20 protein-coding genes are annotated in these 17569 nt (G+C 69.4%); 17 read left to right on the top strand and 3 right to left on the bottom strand.

Annotated features, from left to right (window positions below):
* From rplO to truA, 14 genes are all read left to right on the top strand, one after another.
* The gene (gene rplO / locus MTP10_RS08610) at positions 1–456 is read left to right on the top strand and encodes a 50S ribosomal protein L15 (RefSeq protein ID WP_310708510.1); all 456 of its coding nucleotides are present in this window, start codon (positions 1–3) and stop codon (positions 454–456) included.
* A gap of 170 nt (positions 457–626) precedes the next feature.
* A complete protein-coding gene (gene secY / locus MTP10_RS08605; RefSeq protein ID WP_310708509.1) occupies positions 627–1937 on the top strand; it encodes a preprotein translocase subunit SecY in 1311 nt (436 codons plus the stop codon).
* A complete protein-coding gene (locus MTP10_RS08600; protein ID WP_310708508.1) occupies positions 1937–2587 on the top strand; it encodes an adenylate kinase in 651 nt (216 codons plus the stop codon). The genes secY and MTP10_RS08600 overlap by 1 nt, the downstream gene beginning before the upstream one ends.
* 114 nt (positions 2588–2701) lie before the next feature.
* A complete protein-coding gene (gene map / locus MTP10_RS08595) occupies positions 2702–3511 on the top strand; it encodes a type I methionyl aminopeptidase (protein WP_310708507.1) in 810 nt (269 codons plus the stop codon).
* 32 nt (positions 3512–3543) lie between these two features.
* Positions 3544–3963 (top strand): DUF1707 domain-containing protein, encoded by a 420-nt coding sequence (locus MTP10_RS08590; RefSeq protein WP_310708505.1) that lies wholly within the window; start codon positions 3544–3546, stop codon positions 3961–3963.
* A gap of 100 nt (positions 3964–4063) precedes the next feature.
* Positions 4064–4480 (top strand): hypothetical protein, encoded by a 417-nt coding sequence (locus MTP10_RS08585; RefSeq protein ID WP_310708504.1) that lies wholly within the window; start codon positions 4064–4066, stop codon positions 4478–4480.
* A gap of 452 nt (positions 4481–4932) precedes the next feature.
* Positions 4933–5154 (top strand): translation initiation factor IF-1, encoded by a 222-nt coding sequence (infA, locus tag MTP10_RS08580; RefSeq protein WP_012887858.1) that lies wholly within the window; start codon positions 4933–4935, stop codon positions 5152–5154.
* A gap of 25 nt (positions 5155–5179) precedes the next feature.
* Positions 5180–5293, top strand: a complete 114-nt coding sequence (gene rpmJ, locus MTP10_RS08575) for a 50S ribosomal protein L36 (protein ID WP_003956441.1) — start codon at positions 5180–5182, stop codon at positions 5291–5293.
* Positions 5294–5543: 250 nt separating this feature from the next.
* On the top strand, positions 5544–5924 hold the full coding sequence (gene rpsM, locus MTP10_RS08570) for a 30S ribosomal protein S13 (protein WP_310708501.1): 381 nt from the start codon (positions 5544–5546) through the stop codon (positions 5922–5924).
* A gap of 45 nt (positions 5925–5969) precedes the next feature.
* Positions 5970–6374 carry a 30S ribosomal protein S11 gene (rpsK, locus tag MTP10_RS08565; RefSeq protein ID WP_020542285.1) on the top strand — a complete coding sequence of 135 codons (405 nt, stop codon included), beginning with the start codon at positions 5970–5972 and terminating at the stop codon, positions 6372–6374.
* Between the two features lie 20 nt (positions 6375–6394).
* A complete protein-coding gene (rpsD, locus tag MTP10_RS08560; protein ID WP_310708500.1) occupies positions 6395–7021 on the top strand; it encodes a 30S ribosomal protein S4 in 627 nt (208 codons plus the stop codon).
* Positions 7022–7124: 103 nt separating this feature from the next.
* Positions 7125–8141, top strand: coding sequence for a DNA-directed RNA polymerase subunit alpha (locus MTP10_RS08555; RefSeq protein WP_310708499.1), 1017 nt, complete (start codon positions 7125–7127; stop codon positions 8139–8141).
* 152 nt (positions 8142–8293) lie between these two features.
* On the top strand, positions 8294–8842 hold the full coding sequence (rplQ, locus tag MTP10_RS08550; protein WP_310708498.1) for a 50S ribosomal protein L17: 549 nt from the start codon (positions 8294–8296) through the stop codon (positions 8840–8842).
* Positions 8843–8982: 140 nt separating this feature from the next.
* Complete coding sequence (truA, locus tag MTP10_RS08545; protein WP_310708497.1) at positions 8983–9882, top strand: tRNA pseudouridine(38-40) synthase TruA; 900 nt, start codon at positions 8983–8985, stop codon at positions 9880–9882.
* A gap of 48 nt (positions 9883–9930) precedes the next feature.
* Here truA and MTP10_RS08540 read toward each other — a convergent pair whose 3' ends face one another.
* The 3 genes from MTP10_RS08540 to MTP10_RS08530 form a co-directional block, all read right to left on the bottom strand.
* Positions 9931–12903 carry a hypothetical protein gene (locus tag MTP10_RS08540; RefSeq protein WP_310708496.1) on the bottom strand — a complete coding sequence of 991 codons (2973 nt, stop codon included), beginning with the start codon at positions 12901–12903 and terminating at the stop codon, positions 9931–9933.
* Between the two features lie 249 nt (positions 12904–13152).
* Positions 13153–14070 (bottom strand): hypothetical protein, encoded by a 918-nt coding sequence (locus tag MTP10_RS08535; protein ID WP_310708495.1) that lies wholly within the window; start codon positions 14068–14070, stop codon positions 13153–13155.
* Positions 14071–14094: 24 nt separating this feature from the next.
* Positions 14095–14847, bottom strand: coding sequence for a CAP domain-containing protein (locus MTP10_RS08530; RefSeq protein WP_310708494.1), 753 nt, complete (start codon positions 14845–14847; stop codon positions 14095–14097).
* A 310-nt stretch (positions 14848–15157) separates the two neighbouring features.
* Here MTP10_RS08530 and rplM point away from each other — a divergent pair, with 310 nt between their 5' ends.
* Genes rplM through glmM form a run of 3 tightly spaced genes read left to right on the top strand, consistent with a single transcriptional unit; the run spans position 15158 to position 17497 of the window.
* Complete coding sequence (rplM, locus tag MTP10_RS08525) at positions 15158–15601, top strand: 50S ribosomal protein L13 (RefSeq protein ID WP_310708493.1); 444 nt, start codon at positions 15158–15160, stop codon at positions 15599–15601.
* A gap of 26 nt (positions 15602–15627) precedes the next feature.
* A complete protein-coding gene (gene rpsI, locus MTP10_RS08520) occupies positions 15628–16149 on the top strand; it encodes a 30S ribosomal protein S9 (protein WP_310708492.1) in 522 nt (173 codons plus the stop codon).
* 1 nt (position 16150) lies between these two features.
* Positions 16151–17497, top strand: coding sequence for a phosphoglucosamine mutase (gene glmM, locus MTP10_RS08515; protein WP_310708491.1), 1347 nt, complete (start codon positions 16151–16153; stop codon positions 17495–17497).
* Positions 17498–17569 lie beyond the last annotated feature (72 nt).

Raw genomic sequence — 17569 nt, 5'->3', positions numbered from 1 at the left:
ATGACTGACAAGGCTCCGCTGAAGATTCACGACCTGCGTCCTGCTCCTGGCGCCAACAAGTCCAAGGTCCGCAAGGGTCGTGGCGAGGGCTCCAAGGGCAAGACGGCCGGTCGCGGCACCAAGGGCTCGCGGGCCCGTACCGGGGTGCCCCTCGGCTTCGAGGGTGGCCAGGTGCCGCTGCAGAGGCGTCTGCCGAAGCTCAAGGGCTTCTCCAACGCGCTGTTCAAGACGTCCTACCAGGTCGTCAACCTGGACAGGATCGGCGAGCTGTTCCCCGACGGTGGCGAGGTCACCGTGGAGACGCTGGTCGCCAAGGGTGCTGTCCGTAAGAACCAGCTCGTGAAGGTGCTCGGCACCGGCGAGATCTCCGTCGCGGTGAACGTGCAGGCTCACGCCTTCTCGGCCGCCGCCAAGGAGAAGATCGCTGCTGCCGGTGGCTCCGTTACCGAGCTGTAAATACGCTATGACGAGGCGTGGGGGCCCTGACAATGGGCTCCCACGCCCGTAGTGCGTTAGAGTTCGCGAGACGGCAGGCTTCTGTCCGGCTCGTTTGACTTGAGACTTCAGATGGCAGATCCCCGCACCATCGCATACTCACATCGCCTTATAGGCGCGCAGGAGGGACCGTGCTGACCGCGTTTACCCGGGCGTTCCGGACGCCGGACCTGCGCAAGAAGTTGCTCTTCACTCTGGGCATCATCGCGCTGTTCCGTCTTGGCTCGGTTCTTCCGACTCCGGGCGTTCACGTCGAGAATCTGGCGAACTGCTTCCAGGAGGCGCGTAACGGAGCCTCCGGCAACATCTATGGAATGGTGCAGCTGTTCAGTGGCGGCGCGCTTCTGAAGCTGTCGGTGTTCGCCCTCGGCATCATGCCGTACATCACGGCGAGCATCATCCTGCAGCTGCTCGTTGTCGTGATTCCTCGTCTTGAGGCACTCAAGAAGGAGGGGCAGGCAGGCCAGACCAAGATCACGCAGTATACGCGTTATCTGACGATCGGCCTCGGCGTCCTCCAGTCCACGGCCTTCATCGCGCTCGCGCGCTCCGGTCAGCTGTTCCCGAACTGCCAGCAGGACGTGCTGCTCAACCCGAACGACATCTTCCAGATCATCACGATGGTCGTCATCATGACGGCCGGCACCTCCGTGATCATGTGGCTGGGCGAGCTCATCACGGACCGCGGCGTCGGCAACGGCATGTCGATCCTGATCTTCACCTCCGTCGTGTCGGTGTTCCCGTCGGAGCTGGCCAGCATCTTCCAGGCCAACAAGTTCACCTTCGCGGTCGTCATGATCGTCGGTATCTTCATGATCGCCGCGGTGGTCTTCGTCGAGCAGGCTCAGCGCCGCATCCCGGTGCAGTACGCCAAGCGGATGGTCGGCCGGCGGATGTACGGCGGCACCTCGACCTACATCCCGCTGAAGGTCAACCAGGCCGGCATCATCCCGGTCATCTTCGCCTCGTCGCTGCTCTATCTTCCGCAGCTCATCACGTCGCTGTTCGCCAACACCGCCAACCCGAACGCGGTGGTCCAGTGGATCGCGCAGAACCTGGCCGGGGGCACCACCCCCACGTACATGATCACGTTCTTCGTGCTGATCGTGTTCTTCACGTACTTCTACGTGTCCATCACTTTCAACCCCCCTGAAGTGGCCGACAACATGAAGAAGTACGGTGGGTTCATTCCGGGCATCCGCCCGGGCCGGCCGACGGCTGAATACCTGAACTTCGTGCTCACCCGTCTGACCGCGCCCGGCGCGCTCTATCTGGGTCTGATCGCCATGGTCCCGATCGTCGCGCTGGCGGTCGCCGGTGCGAGCCAGAACTTCCCGTTCGGAGGGACGAGCATTCTGATCATGGTTGGTGTCGGCCTGGACACGGTGAAGCAGATCGAGAGCCAGCTGCAGCAGCGTAACTACGAAGGCTTCCTGCGGTAGTGCGTCTCGTTCTGGTAGGGCCCCCCGGAGCGGGAAAGGGGACGCAGGCCCAGTACATCGCATCCAACCTGTCCATCCCGAAGATCTCGACAGGTGACATCTTCCGTGCCAACGTCTCGGGCGGCACGGAGCTCGGCAAGCTGGCCAAGACGTACATGGACCGCGGCGACCTGGTGCCCGACGAGGTGACCATCGCCATGGTCCGTGACCGTCTCTCCGAGGACGACGCGCAGGACGGCTTCCTGCTCGACGGCTTCCCACGCAACGTCCCGCAGGCCGAGATCCTGCGCGACATGCTCAAGGACTGGGGGCTGGCGCTCGACCTGGTACTGGAGCTCGTGGTCGACGACGACGAGGTGGTCCGCCGCCTCGCCGGCCGTCGCACATGCAGCCAGTGCGGCCGCATCTGGCACGTGGAGTTCGACGACAAGAAGGACGACCGGTGCGACGTCTGCGGCGGCGCGCTGTTCCAGCGTGACGACGACAAGGAGGAGACCATCAGGCACCGCCTGGAGGTCTACCAGGAGCAGACGTCACCCCTCATCGCCTACTACGCCGACGAGGGCATCCTGGTCGGTGTCGACGCGACCGGCCCGGTCGAGGAGGTCACCGAGCGTGCCATGGAGGCGATCCGCCCTTTCACGGGATAGCTCTGCTGACGGACTGACGAGGTGGCACGAGATTTCTTCGTGCCACCTCGCGGCTATTGTGGGGGGAATTGGGCTCCCGCGTCCGCTCGTTGCCAACCCTAGGGGTGCCGAAACGTGTTCAAGAAGAACAGGCATGGAATTCAGATCAAGTCGGCGGAGCAGCTGGAGAAGATGCGCTCGGCCGGTCTCGTCGTCGGGCGCACGCTGGACCTGCTGAAGCGCTCGGTCGAGCCGGGCATGACGCCGCTCGACCTCGACGTCATCGCCGAGAAGGCGATCAGGGAAGAGGGCGCGGTCCCGTCGTTCAAGGGCTACCAGGGCTTTCCCGCGACGATCTGCGCGTCGGTCAACGAGGAGGTCGTCCACGGGATCCCGACCAAGGCCCGCAAGCTGCGTGAGGGCGACATCATCTCGATCGACTGCGGCGCCATCCTCGACGGCTGGCACGGCGACTCGGCCGTGACGGTTCCCGTGGGGGAGGTGGCCCCGGAGCTCACGGAGCTGATGCGGATCACCGAGGAGGCCATGTGGTGCGGCATCGCCGCGCTCACTCCCGGCCGCCACCTGTCCGACATCGGCTACGAGATCGAGCGCTACGTCCGGTCGCAGGGCCGGTTCGGCATCCCGCCGGAGTACGGCGGCCACGGCATCGGCACCGAGATGCACATGGATCCGTGGATCGCCAACCACGGCCGGCCGGGCAAGGGCCCGCTGCTGGAGGAGGGCATGTGCCTGGCCATCGAGCCGATGGTCAACCTCGGCACGCCCCGGACCCGCGTGCTGGCCGACGACTGGACCGTCGTCACCATCGACGGCAAGCAGTCCGCGCACTTCGAACACAGCGTCGCCGTGACACATAATGGACCTTGGGTGCTTACCGCTCTAGACGGGGGCGAATCGCGCCTGGCGCAGCCGCACAACTGACCGGGAGTGGTGGGATGGCACAGAGCCCCGAAATGCGTGCTTCCGATGCCGATCGCGACCGGGTGGCCGCAGTGCTCCGCGAGCACACCGCCCAGGGCCGGATCACCATGGAGGAGTTCAACGAGCGGCTGGAGCACCTCTACCAGAGCAAGACCTACGGCGAGCTCCAGCGGCTGACCTCGGACCTGCCCGACGTGGACCTGCGCCACCGGCAGCTCGCCAAGAAGACCGACAAGGCCGCGGCCAAGCAGGCCAAGGCGCACGCCGGCATGCGGGCCGCGTGGGCCTCGTGGGCGATGGCCAGCTCCGTGAACTGGATCATCTGGCTGATCGTCAGCGTGACGGCCGAGCACCTCATCTACCCGTGGCCGTTGTGGGTCATGGGCCCGTGGGGTGTGATCCTGCTGATGAGCACGATCTTCGGGTCCGGGGGATCATCGAAGAAGCGCTGAAGTGTGCACTAGTGCACTCTGCGCATTCCTCCACAGATCGGACAGTCGAATCTTCCTAACGTGAGTCGCATCGAGAAGCACCGACTCACCGGAGGAAGACATGCAGAAGCTCATCGCGGCGGCCACCCTCGCCGGCTCCCTCGCCACCGGGCTCGCCCTGGCCGCCCCCGCCGCCCAGGCGGCCACCACCACCGCCACGGCCGGCGCGGCCCGGAGTGCCCCGGTCCACAAGTGGGGCACGTTCTACTCCAAGAGCCACAGGGCCCACAGCTACGGCTACACCTGGAAGTCCGGTGGCCGGGTCTACACCAAGTGGTACGGCAAGGAGTCCACGCCCAAGTCCGGCTGGATCTGGTTCCGGTACGAGGTCAAGGGCGGAGGCGGCGGCAAGTTCGTCCGACAGTGGGACGGCTCGCGCAGTGAGACCTGGTCGAAGAAGGGGCTCGCCCGGGTCTACACGTACACCTGCTGGGGCGGCAAGTTCAACGACTGCGGCAAGGTCTACCGCATCTACTGATGCTCCACCGCATTCCACGGACGCGGCCATCTCGGGGGCGGTCACCACGGGGGCGGTCACCACGGGGGCGGCCATCACGGGCGCGGTCACCACGAGCGTCGCCTTCGGCGCCACCTCGCACGTCGTCCGGGCTCCCGCGGCTCCGGCTCCGAGGCCCGCCGGCATCCCGCCGGCGGGCCTCACGCATGCCAAGGGCGTGCCCCCGGAAGGGGTGCGGCCGCCGGGGTGGGTCACGCGCTCTTGGGTGTGGGGTAAACTGTCTCGTGGTTGTGTCAGGACACCTGGCACGCGTTTCGCGTTTTAGGCTCAGGTGTCGTACACTCCTTAGTCGGCTCACTATGACTATCACGCGTCGGCGGTCCTTGCCGGCCGTCGCTCTCTTCGAAGCGTGAAGTCGCGGCTGCTTAGTGAACCGGAGCCTCAGACGATCGATCAGTGAAACGCGAGGGATTTTGGCCAAGAAAGACGGCGCCATCGAGATTGAGGGCACTGTGGTTGAGTCGCTCCCGAACGCCATGTTCCGGGTGCAGCTCGACAACGGCCATAAGGTCCTGGCCCACATCAGCGGACGGATGCGGATGCACTACATCCGAATTCTCCCCGACGACCGGGTGGTCGTGGAACTGAGCCCCTACGACCTCAGTCGTGGGCGGATCGTCTACCGATACAAGTGAAGACGTCTGAGGAACACGAAGGACAATGAAGGTAAAGCCGAGCGTCAAGAAGATCTGCGACAAGTGCAAGGTGATCCGCCGGCACGGTCGCGTCATGGTGATCTGCGACAACCTGCGCCACAAGCAGCGTCAGGGCTAGTCGCCGCAAAGGCTTCTCCGAGTCCGCCCCGATTTCAGGGAGCGGGCTCGACGCATGAGAAGCCTGGGACTGTAGTAACGCTTCACACCTGAGCAGGCGGCGTGCCGCCCCGAGGCTTCGGCTCCGGGACGCGCACGGAAGGCCGGACCACTCAGGAGACCCCCGGTCGGAGGCCGGGGCCCTCACCCCGGGCATGGGGAGGGGAGATGAGGCGTAAGACCTCCGCCACCACGAAGGAGAATGCCCGACCATGGCCCGCCTGGTTGGCGTCGACCTCCCCCGCGAAAAGCGGCTGGAGATCGCTCTCACCTACATCTACGGAATCGGCCGCACCCGCGCCCAGGAGATCCTCGAGGCGACCGGTGTCAGCGGCGACCTCCGGGTCCACCAGCTCAGCGACAACGAGCTCGTCCCGATGCGTGACTACATCGAGGCGAACTTCAAGATCGAGGGTGACCTGCGTCGCGAGGTCCAGGCCGACATCCGTCGCAAGATCGAAATCGGTTGCTACCAGGGCATCCGGCACCGCAAGGGCCTGCCCGTCCACGGCCAGCGCACCCAGACCAACGCGCGCACCCGCAAGGGCAAGAAGAAGACCGTGGCCGGCAAGAAGAAGCCCGGTAAGAAGTAGTCCTCGCAGCCGCGGGACCGAACACCTCAGGAGTGAAGGCAAAGGATGCCTCCTAAGAGCCGTCAGGGTGCGCCCAAGAAGGTGCGCCGCAAGGAAAAGAAGAACGTCGCTCACGGGCACGCCCACATCAAGAGCACGTTCAACAACACGATCGTCTCGATCACGGACCCCAACGGGAACGTGATCTCCTGGGCCAGCGCCGGCCACGTGGGTTTCAAGGGCTCCCGTAAGTCCACCCCGTTCGCCGCCCAGATGGCTGCCGAGAACGCCGCTCGCCGCGCCATGGAGCACGGCATGCGCAAGGTCGACGTCTTCGTGAAGGGCCCCGGCTCCGGTCGCGAGACCGCGATCCGCTCCCTCCAGGCCACCGGCCTCGAGGTGGGTTCGATCCAGGACGTCACCCCGGTGCCGCACAACGGCTGCCGTCCGCCGAAGCGCCGCCGCGTCTGATCCCCAGGAGATATTGAGAAATGGCTCGTTACACGGGCGCGGACTGCAAGCTCTGCCGTCGCGAGAAGACCAAGCTCTTCCTCAAGGGCAGCAAGTGCGAGTCCGCCAAGTGCCCCATCGAGATTCGCCCTTACCCGCCGGGTGAGCACGGTCGCGGACGTCCCAAGGAGTCCGAGTACCAGCTTCAGCTTCGCGAGAAGCAGAAGACCCGCCGGATCTACGGCGTCCTCGAGAAGCAGTTCCGCAACTACTACGAGGAAGCCGCGGGCAAGAGCGGCAAGTCGGGTGAGGTTCTCCTCCAGATCCTGGAGAGCCGCCTCGACAACGTGGTGTACCGCGCCGGGTTCGCCCAGTCGCGTGACGCCGCCCGCCAGCAGGTCCGCCACGGCCACATCCTGGTCAACGGCAAGAAGGTCGACATCCCGTCGTACCGCGTGCGCGAGCACGACATCATCGAGGTGCGCGAGACCAAGCGCAACCTTCTGCCGTACGAGGTGGCTCGCGCCACCGCCGGCGACCGCACCGTCCCGGCCTGGCTGGGCGTCGTGCCGGAGAAGCTCCGCGTCCTGGTGCACCAGCTGCCCGTCCGGCAGCAGATCGACACCCAGGTCCAGGAGCAGTTGATCGTCGAGTACTACTCCAAGTAGCAACTCGTCTGCCTGATGGCGTACGGCCCGCCCGTACGCCATTTAGGCTGTATAGCGGAGTGGCGTCATATAGCGGTCGCCACACGACAAGGGGAGAACCCGCATGCTGATCGCTCAGCGCCCGACTCTTCTCGAAGAGTCGATCGACGAGACCCGGTCCCGGTTCATCATCGAGCCGCTGGAGCCGGGCTTCGGCTACACCATCGGCAACTCGCTCCGCCGCACGCTGCTGTCGTCCATTCCGGGCGCGGCCGTGACGAGCATCCGGATCGAGGGCGTGCTGCACGAGTTCTCGACCGTTCCCGGGGTCAAGGAAGACGTCACCGACATCATCCTCAACCTCAAGGAGCTGGTCGTCTCCTCCGAGCACGACGAGCCGGTCGTGATGTACCTGCGCAAGCAGGGCCCGGGTGAGGTCACCGCCGCCGACATCGCGCCTCCGGCCGGTGTCGAGGTGCACAACCCCGAGCTGCGCATCGCCACGCTGAACGGCAAGGCGAAGCTGGAGATGGAGCTGACCGTCGAGCGCGGTCGCGGCTACGTCTCCGCCGCGCAGAACAAGCAGCCCGGCCAGGAGATCGGTCGCATCCCGATCGACTCCATCTACTCGCCGGTGCTCAAGGTCACCTACAAGGTCGAGGCGACCCGAGTCGAGCAGCGCACCGACTTCGACCGCCTGATCCTCGACGTCGAGACCAAGCCGGCCATGAAGCCCCGCGACGCGGTGGCCTCCGCCGGCAAGACCCTCGTCGAGCTGTTCGGCCTGGCCCGTGAGCTCAACGTCGAGGCCGAGGGCATCGACATCGGCCCGTCGCCCACCGACGCCGCTCTGGCGGCCGACCTGGCGCTGCCGATCGAGGAGCTCAACCTGACCGTCCGGTCCTACAACTGCCTCAAGCGCGAGGGCATCCACACCGTGGGTGAGCTGGTCGCGCGCAGCGAGCAGGACCTGCTGGACATAAGGAATTTCGGCGCCAAGTCGATCGAAGAGGTCAAGCAGAAGCTGCACGAGATGTCGCTGGCGCTCAAGGACTCCCCGCCCGGGTTCGACCCGAGCGCGGTGGCCGGCGCCGGTTACGACGACGACGACAGCGCGTACGTCGAGACCGAGCAGTACTGAACCATCGCGAGGGCTCTTCCTCGCGAACCCTCGCGCCGGGCGGCCCAGCCGCCTGGCGCGGGCGACGATAACGGATCGCATCGAACGACTGCGACCGGCCCGACTCCGGTACCTGGCACGGCCGGGGCGGGTTAACTCACAAGGAGATCCCCATGCCCAAGCCCACCAAGGGTGCACGTCTTGGCGGCAGCCCGGCGCACGAGAAGCTGATCCTGGCCAACCTGGCCACGGACCTGTTCCGCCACGGCAAGATCCGCACCACGGTCGCCAAGGCCAAGCGCCTTCGCCCGGTGGCGGAGCGCCTGATCACCAAGGCGAAGAAGGGCGACATCCACAACCGTCGCCAGGTCCTCGCGGTCGTCAAGGACAAGGGCGTCGTCCACCACCTGTTCACGGACCTCGCGACCACGTTCGCCGAGCGTCCGGGCGGCTACACCCGCATCACCAAGGTGGGTCCGCGCAAGGGTGACAACGCTCCGATGGCCGTCATCGAGCTGGTGACCGAGCCGCTGAACCCGGTTCGCGTCTCCCGCGCCGCCGCTCCGGCCGCCGCCGCGGCGCCGGCCCAGGCCGAGGAGAACGAGGCTCCGGCTGAGGCGACCGAGGCTCCGGCCGCTGAGGCAGCGGCCGCCGACGAGGCGCCCGCCGCTCAGGCTGACGAGGCCGACGCCTCGGCCGAGGCGAAGAAGGACGAGGCCTGATCTTTCAGGTCCCAGGCGTCGCGGGCCCGGCCCCCTCACGGGGTGCCGGGCCCGTTTCGCGTTCTGTGGTGGTTTTCGCTGTGGTGGTTTTCGTTGTGCTGGCATCTGCCGTGCTCGTGCACGGCTCTGGGAGGTAGCTCGTGGTACGGCTCCGCCTCGACCTCGGGTACGACGGCACCGACTTCTCCGGCTGGGCCCGCCAGCCGGGCCGGCGTACCGTGCAGGGCGAGATCGAGCAGGCGCTCGGCCGGATCCTGCGGCTGGAGGAGCCGCCCGCGCTCACGGTGGCGGGGCGGACGGACGCGGGCGTCCACGCCCGGCACCAGGTGGCGCACGTCGACGTCGCGGTGGGATCGCTGTCCGAGCTCGACCGCAACCGCCGCGCGTCCGCCTCACAGGAGGAGCAGCCCTCCGCAGGCGCATCCACGGAGGACTTGCCGCTGGACGTCGATGAGCGGCTCGCTACGCTCGTGCGACGGCTGGCGGGGGTACTGGCGCAGGATGTACGGGTTTATCGCGTCTCGGTGGCTCCTGAGGGCTTTGACGCCCGGTTCTCGGCTCTGTCCCGGCGCTACGCGTACCGGGTGAGCGACGCGCCCGGAGGGGGCGACCCGTTGCGGCGCCGGGAGGTCGTGTGGCACAACCGCCCGCTCGACCTCGACGGCATGAACACCGCCGCCGAGCGACTGCTGGGCGAGCACGACTTCGCGGCGTTCTGCAAGAAGCGCGAGGGCGCCACCACGATCCGCGAGCTGCAACGGCTGCAGTGGGTGCGTCAGGACGACGGGCTGCTGGTGGCGACCGTGGTGGCCGACGCGTTCTGCCACTCGATGGTGCGGGCGCTGGTGGGGGCGCTGCTGGCCGTGGGCGACGGCCGGCGGCCGATCCCGTGGCCGGCCCAGGTGCTGGGGGGCGCCGTACGGGACAGCGGGGTGCACGTCGCGCCCGCGCACGGCCTGTGCCTGGAGGAGGTCCGCTACCCGCCGGCGGAAGAGCTGGCGGTACGCGCCGCCGCGACGCGACGCGTCCGCTCCCTCTGACCTCTGCCAAGTCCTTGGCGTGCGTGTTGCCGGGGTGCGTCCACCGGGTCAGTCGTTGGAGATGCGGCGCTCCAGGACGAGCGACATCTCGTCGCGGAAGGCGTCGCTGACCTTGCCCAGCGTCCGGTCCTTCGCCGCCGGGGTGTGACCGTCGGCGTAGGTGGCGTAACTGAACACGATGTACCGACCCCAGACGAGGCCGGCCGCGTACCCGCCCGCGATGTCGACGCGCTCGCCGCCCGAGCCGGCGGGACCGGGCAGGGCGCGGAACCAGAGGTTGCGGGCGAGGTTCTTGGCCTGGTCGGCCCGCATGGCGGCGTCCTTGGTGGGGAGCACCGCGATGCCGCTGGTCACCGCGTAGCGGCGCTTGCTGTCCACGTACGTCGCCCGCAGCACCCTGCTGCACTTCTGGTCGTGCAGCGCCTCGGCGAACGGCCCCGCGGCGGCCTTGCGGCAGTCGCCCTCCATGTCGGTCACGACCCGTGAGAACGCGGCGCCGGCCGCGTCCACCTTCTTCTCCGGGAACGCCTCGGTCAGCGACAGCTTGCGCTTGTCCGTCTCCTCGGAGTCGAGCACGGCCGCCGCCGGGGCACTCGACGGCGCGCCGGCCGTGGGGGACACGGCCGAGGGCGCGGACGCGGACGGCGCGGGGGCGGTGGTGGGCGCCGTCGGCTGCCGGGTGGCCGCCGTGGGCGGCGGCGCGCTCAGCGACTTGTAGGCGAAGAAGCCGCCGGTGGCCACGCCTCCGAGGACGACCACGCCGAGAACGGCCAGGACGGCCCGCCTGGCCTTGTTCGGCTGGGCGGCCGGCGGGGTGGGGGCGGCCGGTGGCTGCTTGAACGCGCCCATCGGGTGACCGCCGACGCCGCCCGGGGGCGGGGTGGGCAGGTCGAACGCGGCGGGCGAGAGGGGGGAGCGGGGCGGCGGGGTGCTCGGTTTGCCCCAGATTTCGCGGCTGAAGGGCAGCTCGGGAAGTTGCTCCTCCTGACGCTGCTCCTCGGTCTGGGGAGGGGGCGGCCAGGCACCGGACTGACGCCCGGCCTGAGGGCCGTTGGCACCGACCGGGCCTGGCCCGTTCTGTCCTGGCCCGACCGGGCCTGGCTTGTTCTGTCCGGGCCCGTTCTGTCCGGGAGGGTTCTGTCCCGGGGCGGCGTGGGGCGCAGTGGTCTGGCCGGGCACGGGGTGACCGGGCTGGGCCTGGCCGGGGGCGCTGTGGCCGGCGAGGTGGGGGGCCGTGGGCCGGCCCGGGTTCGGCGGACCGGCCATGGGCTGACCGGGGGCGGGGTGGGGGGCCGTGGGCTGGCCCGGGTTCGAGGGGCCGGTCGCGGGCCGGCCGTTCGGGGGGTGAGCGGCGGTGGGATGACCCGGGGCGGCGGAAGCGGCGGTCTGGTGCGGTGCGGTCGCGTCCTGCTGTGGTGCGCCCGGTGAGGTGGCGGCCGGGTGAGGGGCGCCTGGTGGCGCGGCGGCCGGGTGAGAGGTGCCTGGTGCCGCGGTGGCCGGGTCGGGCGTGTCCCCCTGGGACGTGCCTCCCTGGGACGTGCCCGTCTGCGGCGCGCCCACGTGGGCGGTGTCTCCCTGGGACACACCCGCCTGGGGAGCACCTTCCCGGGGTGCGCTCGCTTGAGGCGTGCCCTGGTGGGGTGCGTCCTGGTGAGGTGTGCCGGTGTGGGCGGGGGTGGTCGGCTGTGGGGCGGTGGGCCCCTGGGCGTGGGGATGGGCCTCGGCGGGCGGCCAGACCGGGACGTCGCTGGGCTCAGGGGGGCGTGCGCCGTGCGGGTGCTCAGGGGAGCCGCTGGGTGCGGCGGGCTGGGGACCGGTCGGGGCATGCTGCTGGGCGTGCGGTGACGTGCCGGGGGCCGTGGCCGGGCGGGGCAGGTGCGGAACGGTGTCTCCGGGGCCGGACCACTGTGCCCCGGCGGGGAGGGTGTCGTTCGCGTCGGGTGCGGGCCGGCCCGCACCGGTGGCGCCCGAGGCGGGCGGCTGTGCGGCGGCGCGGGGTGGGCGGCCCGTCTCGATGGGATGAGAGGCGGTCGAGTCGGCATCGAGCACGTCAGGCAGTGTGGCGTTGGGGTCGAAGCCGCGCGGAGGCGAGGTGTGCGCGGTCTCGGGTCCCGGTGCCTGGTGAGGACCTGCGGTGTGGTGGGCGGATCCGTACGGGGCCGCCGAAGGGGACGGGAACGCGTGGGGCGCCGTGGTGTTGGGGTCGGCGTGCGTCCTGGCGTCCGGGGCCAGGTGGTCCGTGGTGAGGGCCGCGTCGCTGTCCAGGCCGGGGACGGGCTCGCCCGTGGCGGCGGGCCACGGGGGCATGGCGGGCGGGTCGACGACGGGTGCGGGCCACACCTGCATGCCCGCGGCTGCGGCCGTGAAGGCGGGCGGCGGCTCCCAGGGCGGCGCGCCGGGCACCACCGGGCCGGCGGCCCACGGCGGGGGCTGCTCGGGCGAGCCGGTCGGTGGCGCCGGCGGGAAAGCCTGTCCCGGGGGCTCGGCGGCGGCTTGGGCGGCGGGCACGTGCCAGGGGCCCGGCTCGGGAGGGGGCCAAGGGGCGGACGGGTCGGTCGCCCACGAGTCCGGCTCTGGCGAGGCCCACGGCGTGGCGGCGTCGGCCGGTGCGGGCCCCTGCGTGGACCCGGTGTGTCCTTGCGGAGATCCGGCGGGCCCTTGCGGGGGCCCGGCGTTCCCCTGCGCGGACCCGGTGTCCCCCTGCGGCAGGTGGGAGATGGTCGCGTGGGTGTACGGGGCGTCCGCGTACCAGTCGTACGGCGCGGCGTCTCGCCCCGGCACCTCCCACGGCTGCGCGTCCGCCGGGAGGCCGCTGCCGCCCTGGCCCGGTGCGGCCGCGTGCTCGCCGCTGCCGTACGACATGCCGTACGACGACGTGCCGTGGGGTGACGTGCCGTGGGGCGGCATGTCCTGAGGCGACGTGCCGTACGGCGGCATGTCCTGTTCGGGCGGTGGTGCGGGCGTGGACGGGGGCACGGGCGGCGGGCCCCAGGTGTAGGGGGGACGCTCGCGCCCCGTCACGTCGGACGGCTCGGCAGAGGACGGAGCGGACGGCGGCGGGGCATGTCGCTCAGCGGGCCGGCCGAAGCTCGGCGGTGGCGTCGCCGGTGCCGCCGCGCCGTCGGCGTCTCCACGATCGTGCTCAGACCCAGGTTCCTGGCCACGCATAAGGGCGAGCCTAGCGAGAGTCGGAAGATCGTCATGGCGGTATGGGCGTTCCCGGCGGCATCAGGTGAGTGCTTTGTGACCTTGTTGGGTGAAAGGAGCGTTTTAGGCGGGGTGGCCGGTCAGCGAGCGCGTGTCGAGTGCCTTGAAGACGGTCGCCTTGGCGATCTCGTCGGCAGTCCGCATGATCGTCTTCTGGCTCTTCTTGTCGGGTTTGCTGCCGTCCTTGTTCTGGAACCAGATCATGACCGCGTAGTGGCCGTGCGTCCACACCTGGGCGCCGCCGCTGCCGGAGCCGACGAGCTTGGTGACCGCGTCCTTGCCGGGCAGCGGCTTGACGTAGTTGGTGTCGCTGCCGGCGGAGGCGACCTTGGTGGCGTTCTTGCCGGTCTTGAGGTTGGCCACGCCGACCGTGCCGATGACCTTGCCGGCCTTGTCGCGGAAGCTGGCGCGGATGAGCTGGGTGCACTTGCCGGCCGTCAGCGCCTTCTGCAGCTTGCTGCCGAGCGCGCCGTCACCGCACTTCTTGAGCTTGCTGGTGATGGTCATCTCGTACGAGCGTCCGGACACGGCGAACTTCTTGCTCGGGAACAGCTCCTTGACCGTGAGCGGATCCGGGTCGGTGGCCCGCTGGGCCGCGTACCCGTACTTGCCGGGAGGCGCGGACGGCAGCGGGGCGGAGGTGCGGCGCGGGGCGGTGGCGGCGGAATCGGAGCTTCCGGCCTTCCACATCATGGTCAGACCGACCACGAGCACGGCCAGCACCGCGAGGCCGCCGAGCGTGAACCACAGCGGGCCGCGCGACTTCTTGCCCTCGGCGTACGGGCTCCACGTCTCGCGCCGCTCGGGGCGGGCCTCCTCGGCGACCGGCGCCTTCTGCGGGCGATCCTGGTACGGCGGACGGGCGAAGGCGCTGGGCTCGGGGGCGGGGGAGGCCCCGGTCTCGGGGGCGTCGTCACGCTTCCTGCGGAAGCGGCTGGCGATGCGCTGGGTGCTGCTCTCGCTGTCGTCGGGGAAACCCATGCGGGCGAGATTACCGCGAGGCTGTCAGGAATATCCGAAGTCCTGGGTCCACCACGGGCCGCCGGCGCCGGACACCACGCCGACGCCGATGGCGCGGATGCGGCAGTTGAGGATGTTCTGGCGGTGGTCACGGCTGTCGAGCCAGCCCTGCACGGCCTCCTCCGGGGAGGCGTAGCCGCGGCCGATGTTCTCGGCGGCGCCGGCCCGGTATCCGGCCCGCTCCATGCGGTCCCACGGGGACCCGCCGTCGGGCGACTCGTGGACGAGGCGGCCGTACTTCGCCATCTCCATCGAGTGGGCGCGGGCCGAGCGGGTCAGCCTGGCGTCGACGCGCAGCGGGCCGCAGCCGCGCTTGAGGCGGGCGGAGTTCGTGAGGCTGACGACCTTGGCCGCCATGGCCGGCGAGAGCTGCAGGACCTCCTCCCCGAGGACGCGCGTCGGGTCACCGGCGGTGTAGCCGGGGATGAGGTCACCGGTCGGCGTCCTGGTGGGCTGGACCCGGCTGCGCCCGCGGGGGAGCGCGGTGGCCGTCGTGGTCGCCCGCGCGATCCGGTCGGCGCGGGGCCGCGCCGGCTTGGGCGTCGGCGTCGCCTTGGGGGTGACGGGCGGGGCGGTCTCGCTCAGGTAGATGTGGCCGGTCGGCTCGGCGCCGTCGCTCATCCGGCCCAGCAGCACTCCCGTGAAGAACAGCGCGGCCATGAGGCAGACCAGCACGCCCAGGTGACTCCGGCGCCGTGCGCTCCGCTGGGTGTGCCGGGTGTGAGAGCTCTGCCACATACGGCCACCAACGATAGAGATGTCGGCTCATGGTAAAGAAGGGATTGCCGGGAACCGAAATAGAACCGTTCTGTGGTCGGGTAGAATCGTGCGAGGTTACCGGTCTTTTGACCTGCGCCCCCTGGGGCGGGTAGCCTAATCGTTCGTTGTGTGCATAGGTCCAGCGTGACCGATGCGCGGCGCGTCCGGCGTCATCTCCCATCTATGTGGAGACGGAAGGTCCGGGCCGTCGTGTGCCCGCACCGACCGAACCCAGCGCTGTCGCATCCGGCAGCGCGCCGAAGACGCGAGCATAAAGAAGGCTACGACCGTGCGCACGTACTCACCGAAGCCCGCCGACGTCCAGCGTCAGTGGTACGTCATCGACGCGACCGATGTCGTGCTGGGCCGGCTGGCCAGCCACGTCGCGATCCTGCTCCGCGGCAAGCACAAGCCGATCTTTGCCAACCACGTCGACACCGGTGACTTCGTCATCGTCATCAACGCCGACAAGATCGCGCTCACCGGCAACAAGCGTGAGCAGAAGAAGGCTTACCGCCACTCGGGCTACCCGGGCGGTCTGCGTTCCGTCAGCTATGGCGAGCTCATGGACAAGCGGCCGGACAAGGCGGTCGAGAAGGCCGTCAGGGGCATGCTGCCGAAGAACTCCCTCGGCCGGCAGATGGCCAAGAAGCTGAAGGTCTACGCGGGGTCCGAGCACCCGCACCAGGCCCAGCAGCCGGTGCCGTTCGAGATCACCCAGATCGCCCAGTAGCACTTCAAAAGAGTTAGAGGAGAACCGTGGCTGAGCCCACCGGTGTCGAGACGGCCGTCGAGGCCGAGGTGGAAGACTTCTCCAGCGAGGAGTTCCCTTCCGAGTACACCACCGAGTCCGCTGCCAGCGCTGACGCCCCCGTGCGCAAGCCCGTCACCACGGGCAACTCGTACGGCACCGGCCGCCGCAAGGAGGCGATCGCCCGCGTGCGCATCGTCCCCGGCACCGGCAAGTGGACGATCAACGGGCGTTCTCTGGACGTCTATTTCCCCAACAAGGTCCACCAGCAGATCGTCAACGAGCCCTTCGTGGTGCTCGGCGCCGAGGACGCGTTCGACGTCATCGCGCGCATCGACGGCGGTGGCGTGACCGGCCAGGCCGGCGCCCTGCGCATGGGCCTGTCCCGCGCGCTGTCGATCCTGGACGTCGAGGTCAACCGGCCCCCGCTGAAGAAGGCCGGCTTCCTCACCCGTGACGCCCGCGCCACGGAGCGGAAGAAGTACGGCCTCAAGAAGGCCCGCAAGGCTCCGCAGTACAGCAAGCGCTGAGTTGGCGCGCCTTTTCGGCACCGACGGGGTCCGTGGGGTCGCGGGGCGCGACCTCACGGCGGAGCTCGCCATGGACCTTTCGGTCGCGGCGGCTCATGTCCTCGGCGATGCGGGCGCGTTCGCCGCTACCGGACGTCGTCCGATAGCGGTCGTGGGCCGGGACCCGCGTGCCTCGGGGGAGTTCCTCGAGGCCGCTGTGGTCGCCGGCCTGGCGTCGTCCGGAGTGGATGTGCTGCGCCTCGGCGTGCTGCCCACCCCGGCCGTCGCCCACCTCACCGCGGCACTCGGCGCCGATCTCGGCGTCATGCTGTCGGCCTCGCACAACCCCGCGCCGGACAACGGCATCAAGTTCCTGGCCCGGGGCGGCTTCAAGCTGTCCGACTCGGTCGAGGACGAGATCGAGCGGCGGCTCGGCGAGGACTGGAGCTTCCCCGTCGGCTCGGCCGTCGGCCGGGTGCGGGACGCCTACGGTGAGGCCGACCGGTACATCACCCATGTGCTGGCCACGATGCGGGGCGGGCTCGACGGCCTGCGCGTCGTCGTGGACTGCGCCCACGGGGCCGCGCACATGGTGGCGCCCGAGGCGCTGCTGCGGGCCGGCGCCCAGGTGGAGGCGATCGGGGCGCGCCCCGACGGTCTCAACATCAACGACGGCCACGGCTCCACCCATCTGGACAAGCTCCAGCAGGTGGTGATCTCGCGCGGCGCCGACGTCGGCATCGCCTACGACGGCGACGCCGACCGCTGCCTCGCGGTGGACCACACCGGCGCGGTCGTCGACGGCGACCAGATCATGGCGATCCTCGCGGCCGCCATGCGTGCCGAGGGGACGCTGGCCAAGGACACCGTGGTCGCGACCGTGATGTCCAACCTGGGGTTCAAGCTGGCCATGCGCGAGGCGGGCATCACCGTGGTGGAGACCGCGGTGGGCGACCGTTACGTGCTGGAACGCATGAAGACCGGCGGCTACAACTTCGGCGGCGAGCAGTCCGGCCATGTGATCATGCTGGACCACGCCACCACGGGTGACGGGCTGCTGACGTCGTTGCATCTGCTGGCGGTGGTGGCGTCCTCGGGCAAGCCGCTGCGCGAGCTGGCCTCGATCATGACGCCGATGCCGCAGGTGCTCATCAACGTCAAGGACGTCGACAAGGCCAAGGCCAAGGAGGCCGAGCTCGTGTCGGCGGTCGCCGACGCGGAGGCCGAGCTGGGTGACACCGGCCGGGTCCTGATCCGGCCGAGCGGCACCGAGCCGATGATCCGCGTGATGGTCGAGGCCTCCTCGGAGGATCAGGCCACCAAGGTGGCCGAGCGTCTCGCCGACGTGGTCCGGGTGGTCTGCGCCTGATCCGGACGGCAAGGCAGCAGAAAGGGGTACGGCATGCGCCGTACCCCTTTCTCGTGTTTCTCGTTATTGAGG

This window comes from Nonomuraea sp. 3-1Str (genome assembly GCF_031570565.1).
Lineage (GTDB): Bacteria > Actinomycetota > Actinomycetes > Streptosporangiales > Streptosporangiaceae > Nonomuraea.
Note: the sequence above shows the minus strand (reverse complement) of the source record. Positions and strands in the feature narration are given on the sequence as shown.

What these genes read in the sequence shown, in the direction of transcription:
- rplO (WP_310708510.1), top strand. Translation starts at nt 1, where the DNA reads ATGACTGACAAGGCTCCGCTGAAGATTCACGACCTGCGTCCTGCTCCT.
- MTP10_RS08590 (WP_310708505.1), top strand. Translation starts at nt 3,544, where the DNA reads ATGCGTGCTTCCGATGCCGATCGCGACCGGGTGGCCGCAGTGCTCCGC.
- MTP10_RS08585 (WP_310708504.1), top strand. Translation starts at nt 4,064, where the DNA reads ATGCAGAAGCTCATCGCGGCGGCCACCCTCGCCGGCTCCCTCGCCACC.
- rpmJ (WP_003956441.1), top strand. Translation starts at nt 5,180, where the DNA reads ATGAAGGTAAAGCCGAGCGTCAAGAAGATCTGCGACAAGTGCAAGGTG.
- rpsM (WP_310708501.1), top strand. Translation starts at nt 5,544, where the DNA reads ATGGCCCGCCTGGTTGGCGTCGACCTCCCCCGCGAAAAGCGGCTGGAG.
- rpsK (WP_020542285.1), top strand. Translation starts at nt 5,970, where the DNA reads ATGCCTCCTAAGAGCCGTCAGGGTGCGCCCAAGAAGGTGCGCCGCAAG.
- rpsD (WP_310708500.1), top strand. Translation starts at nt 6,395, where the DNA reads ATGGCTCGTTACACGGGCGCGGACTGCAAGCTCTGCCGTCGCGAGAAG.
- MTP10_RS08555 (WP_310708499.1), top strand. Translation starts at nt 7,125, where the DNA reads ATGCTGATCGCTCAGCGCCCGACTCTTCTCGAAGAGTCGATCGACGAG.
- rplQ (WP_310708498.1), top strand. Translation starts at nt 8,294, where the DNA reads ATGCCCAAGCCCACCAAGGGTGCACGTCTTGGCGGCAGCCCGGCGCAC.
- MTP10_RS08535 (WP_310708495.1), bottom strand. Translation starts at nt 14,070, where the DNA reads ATGGGTTTCCCCGACGACAGCGAGAGCAGCACCCAGCGCATCGCCAGC.
- MTP10_RS08530 (WP_310708494.1), bottom strand. Translation starts at nt 14,847, where the DNA reads ATGTGGCAGAGCTCTCACACCCGGCACACCCAGCGGAGCGCACGGCGC.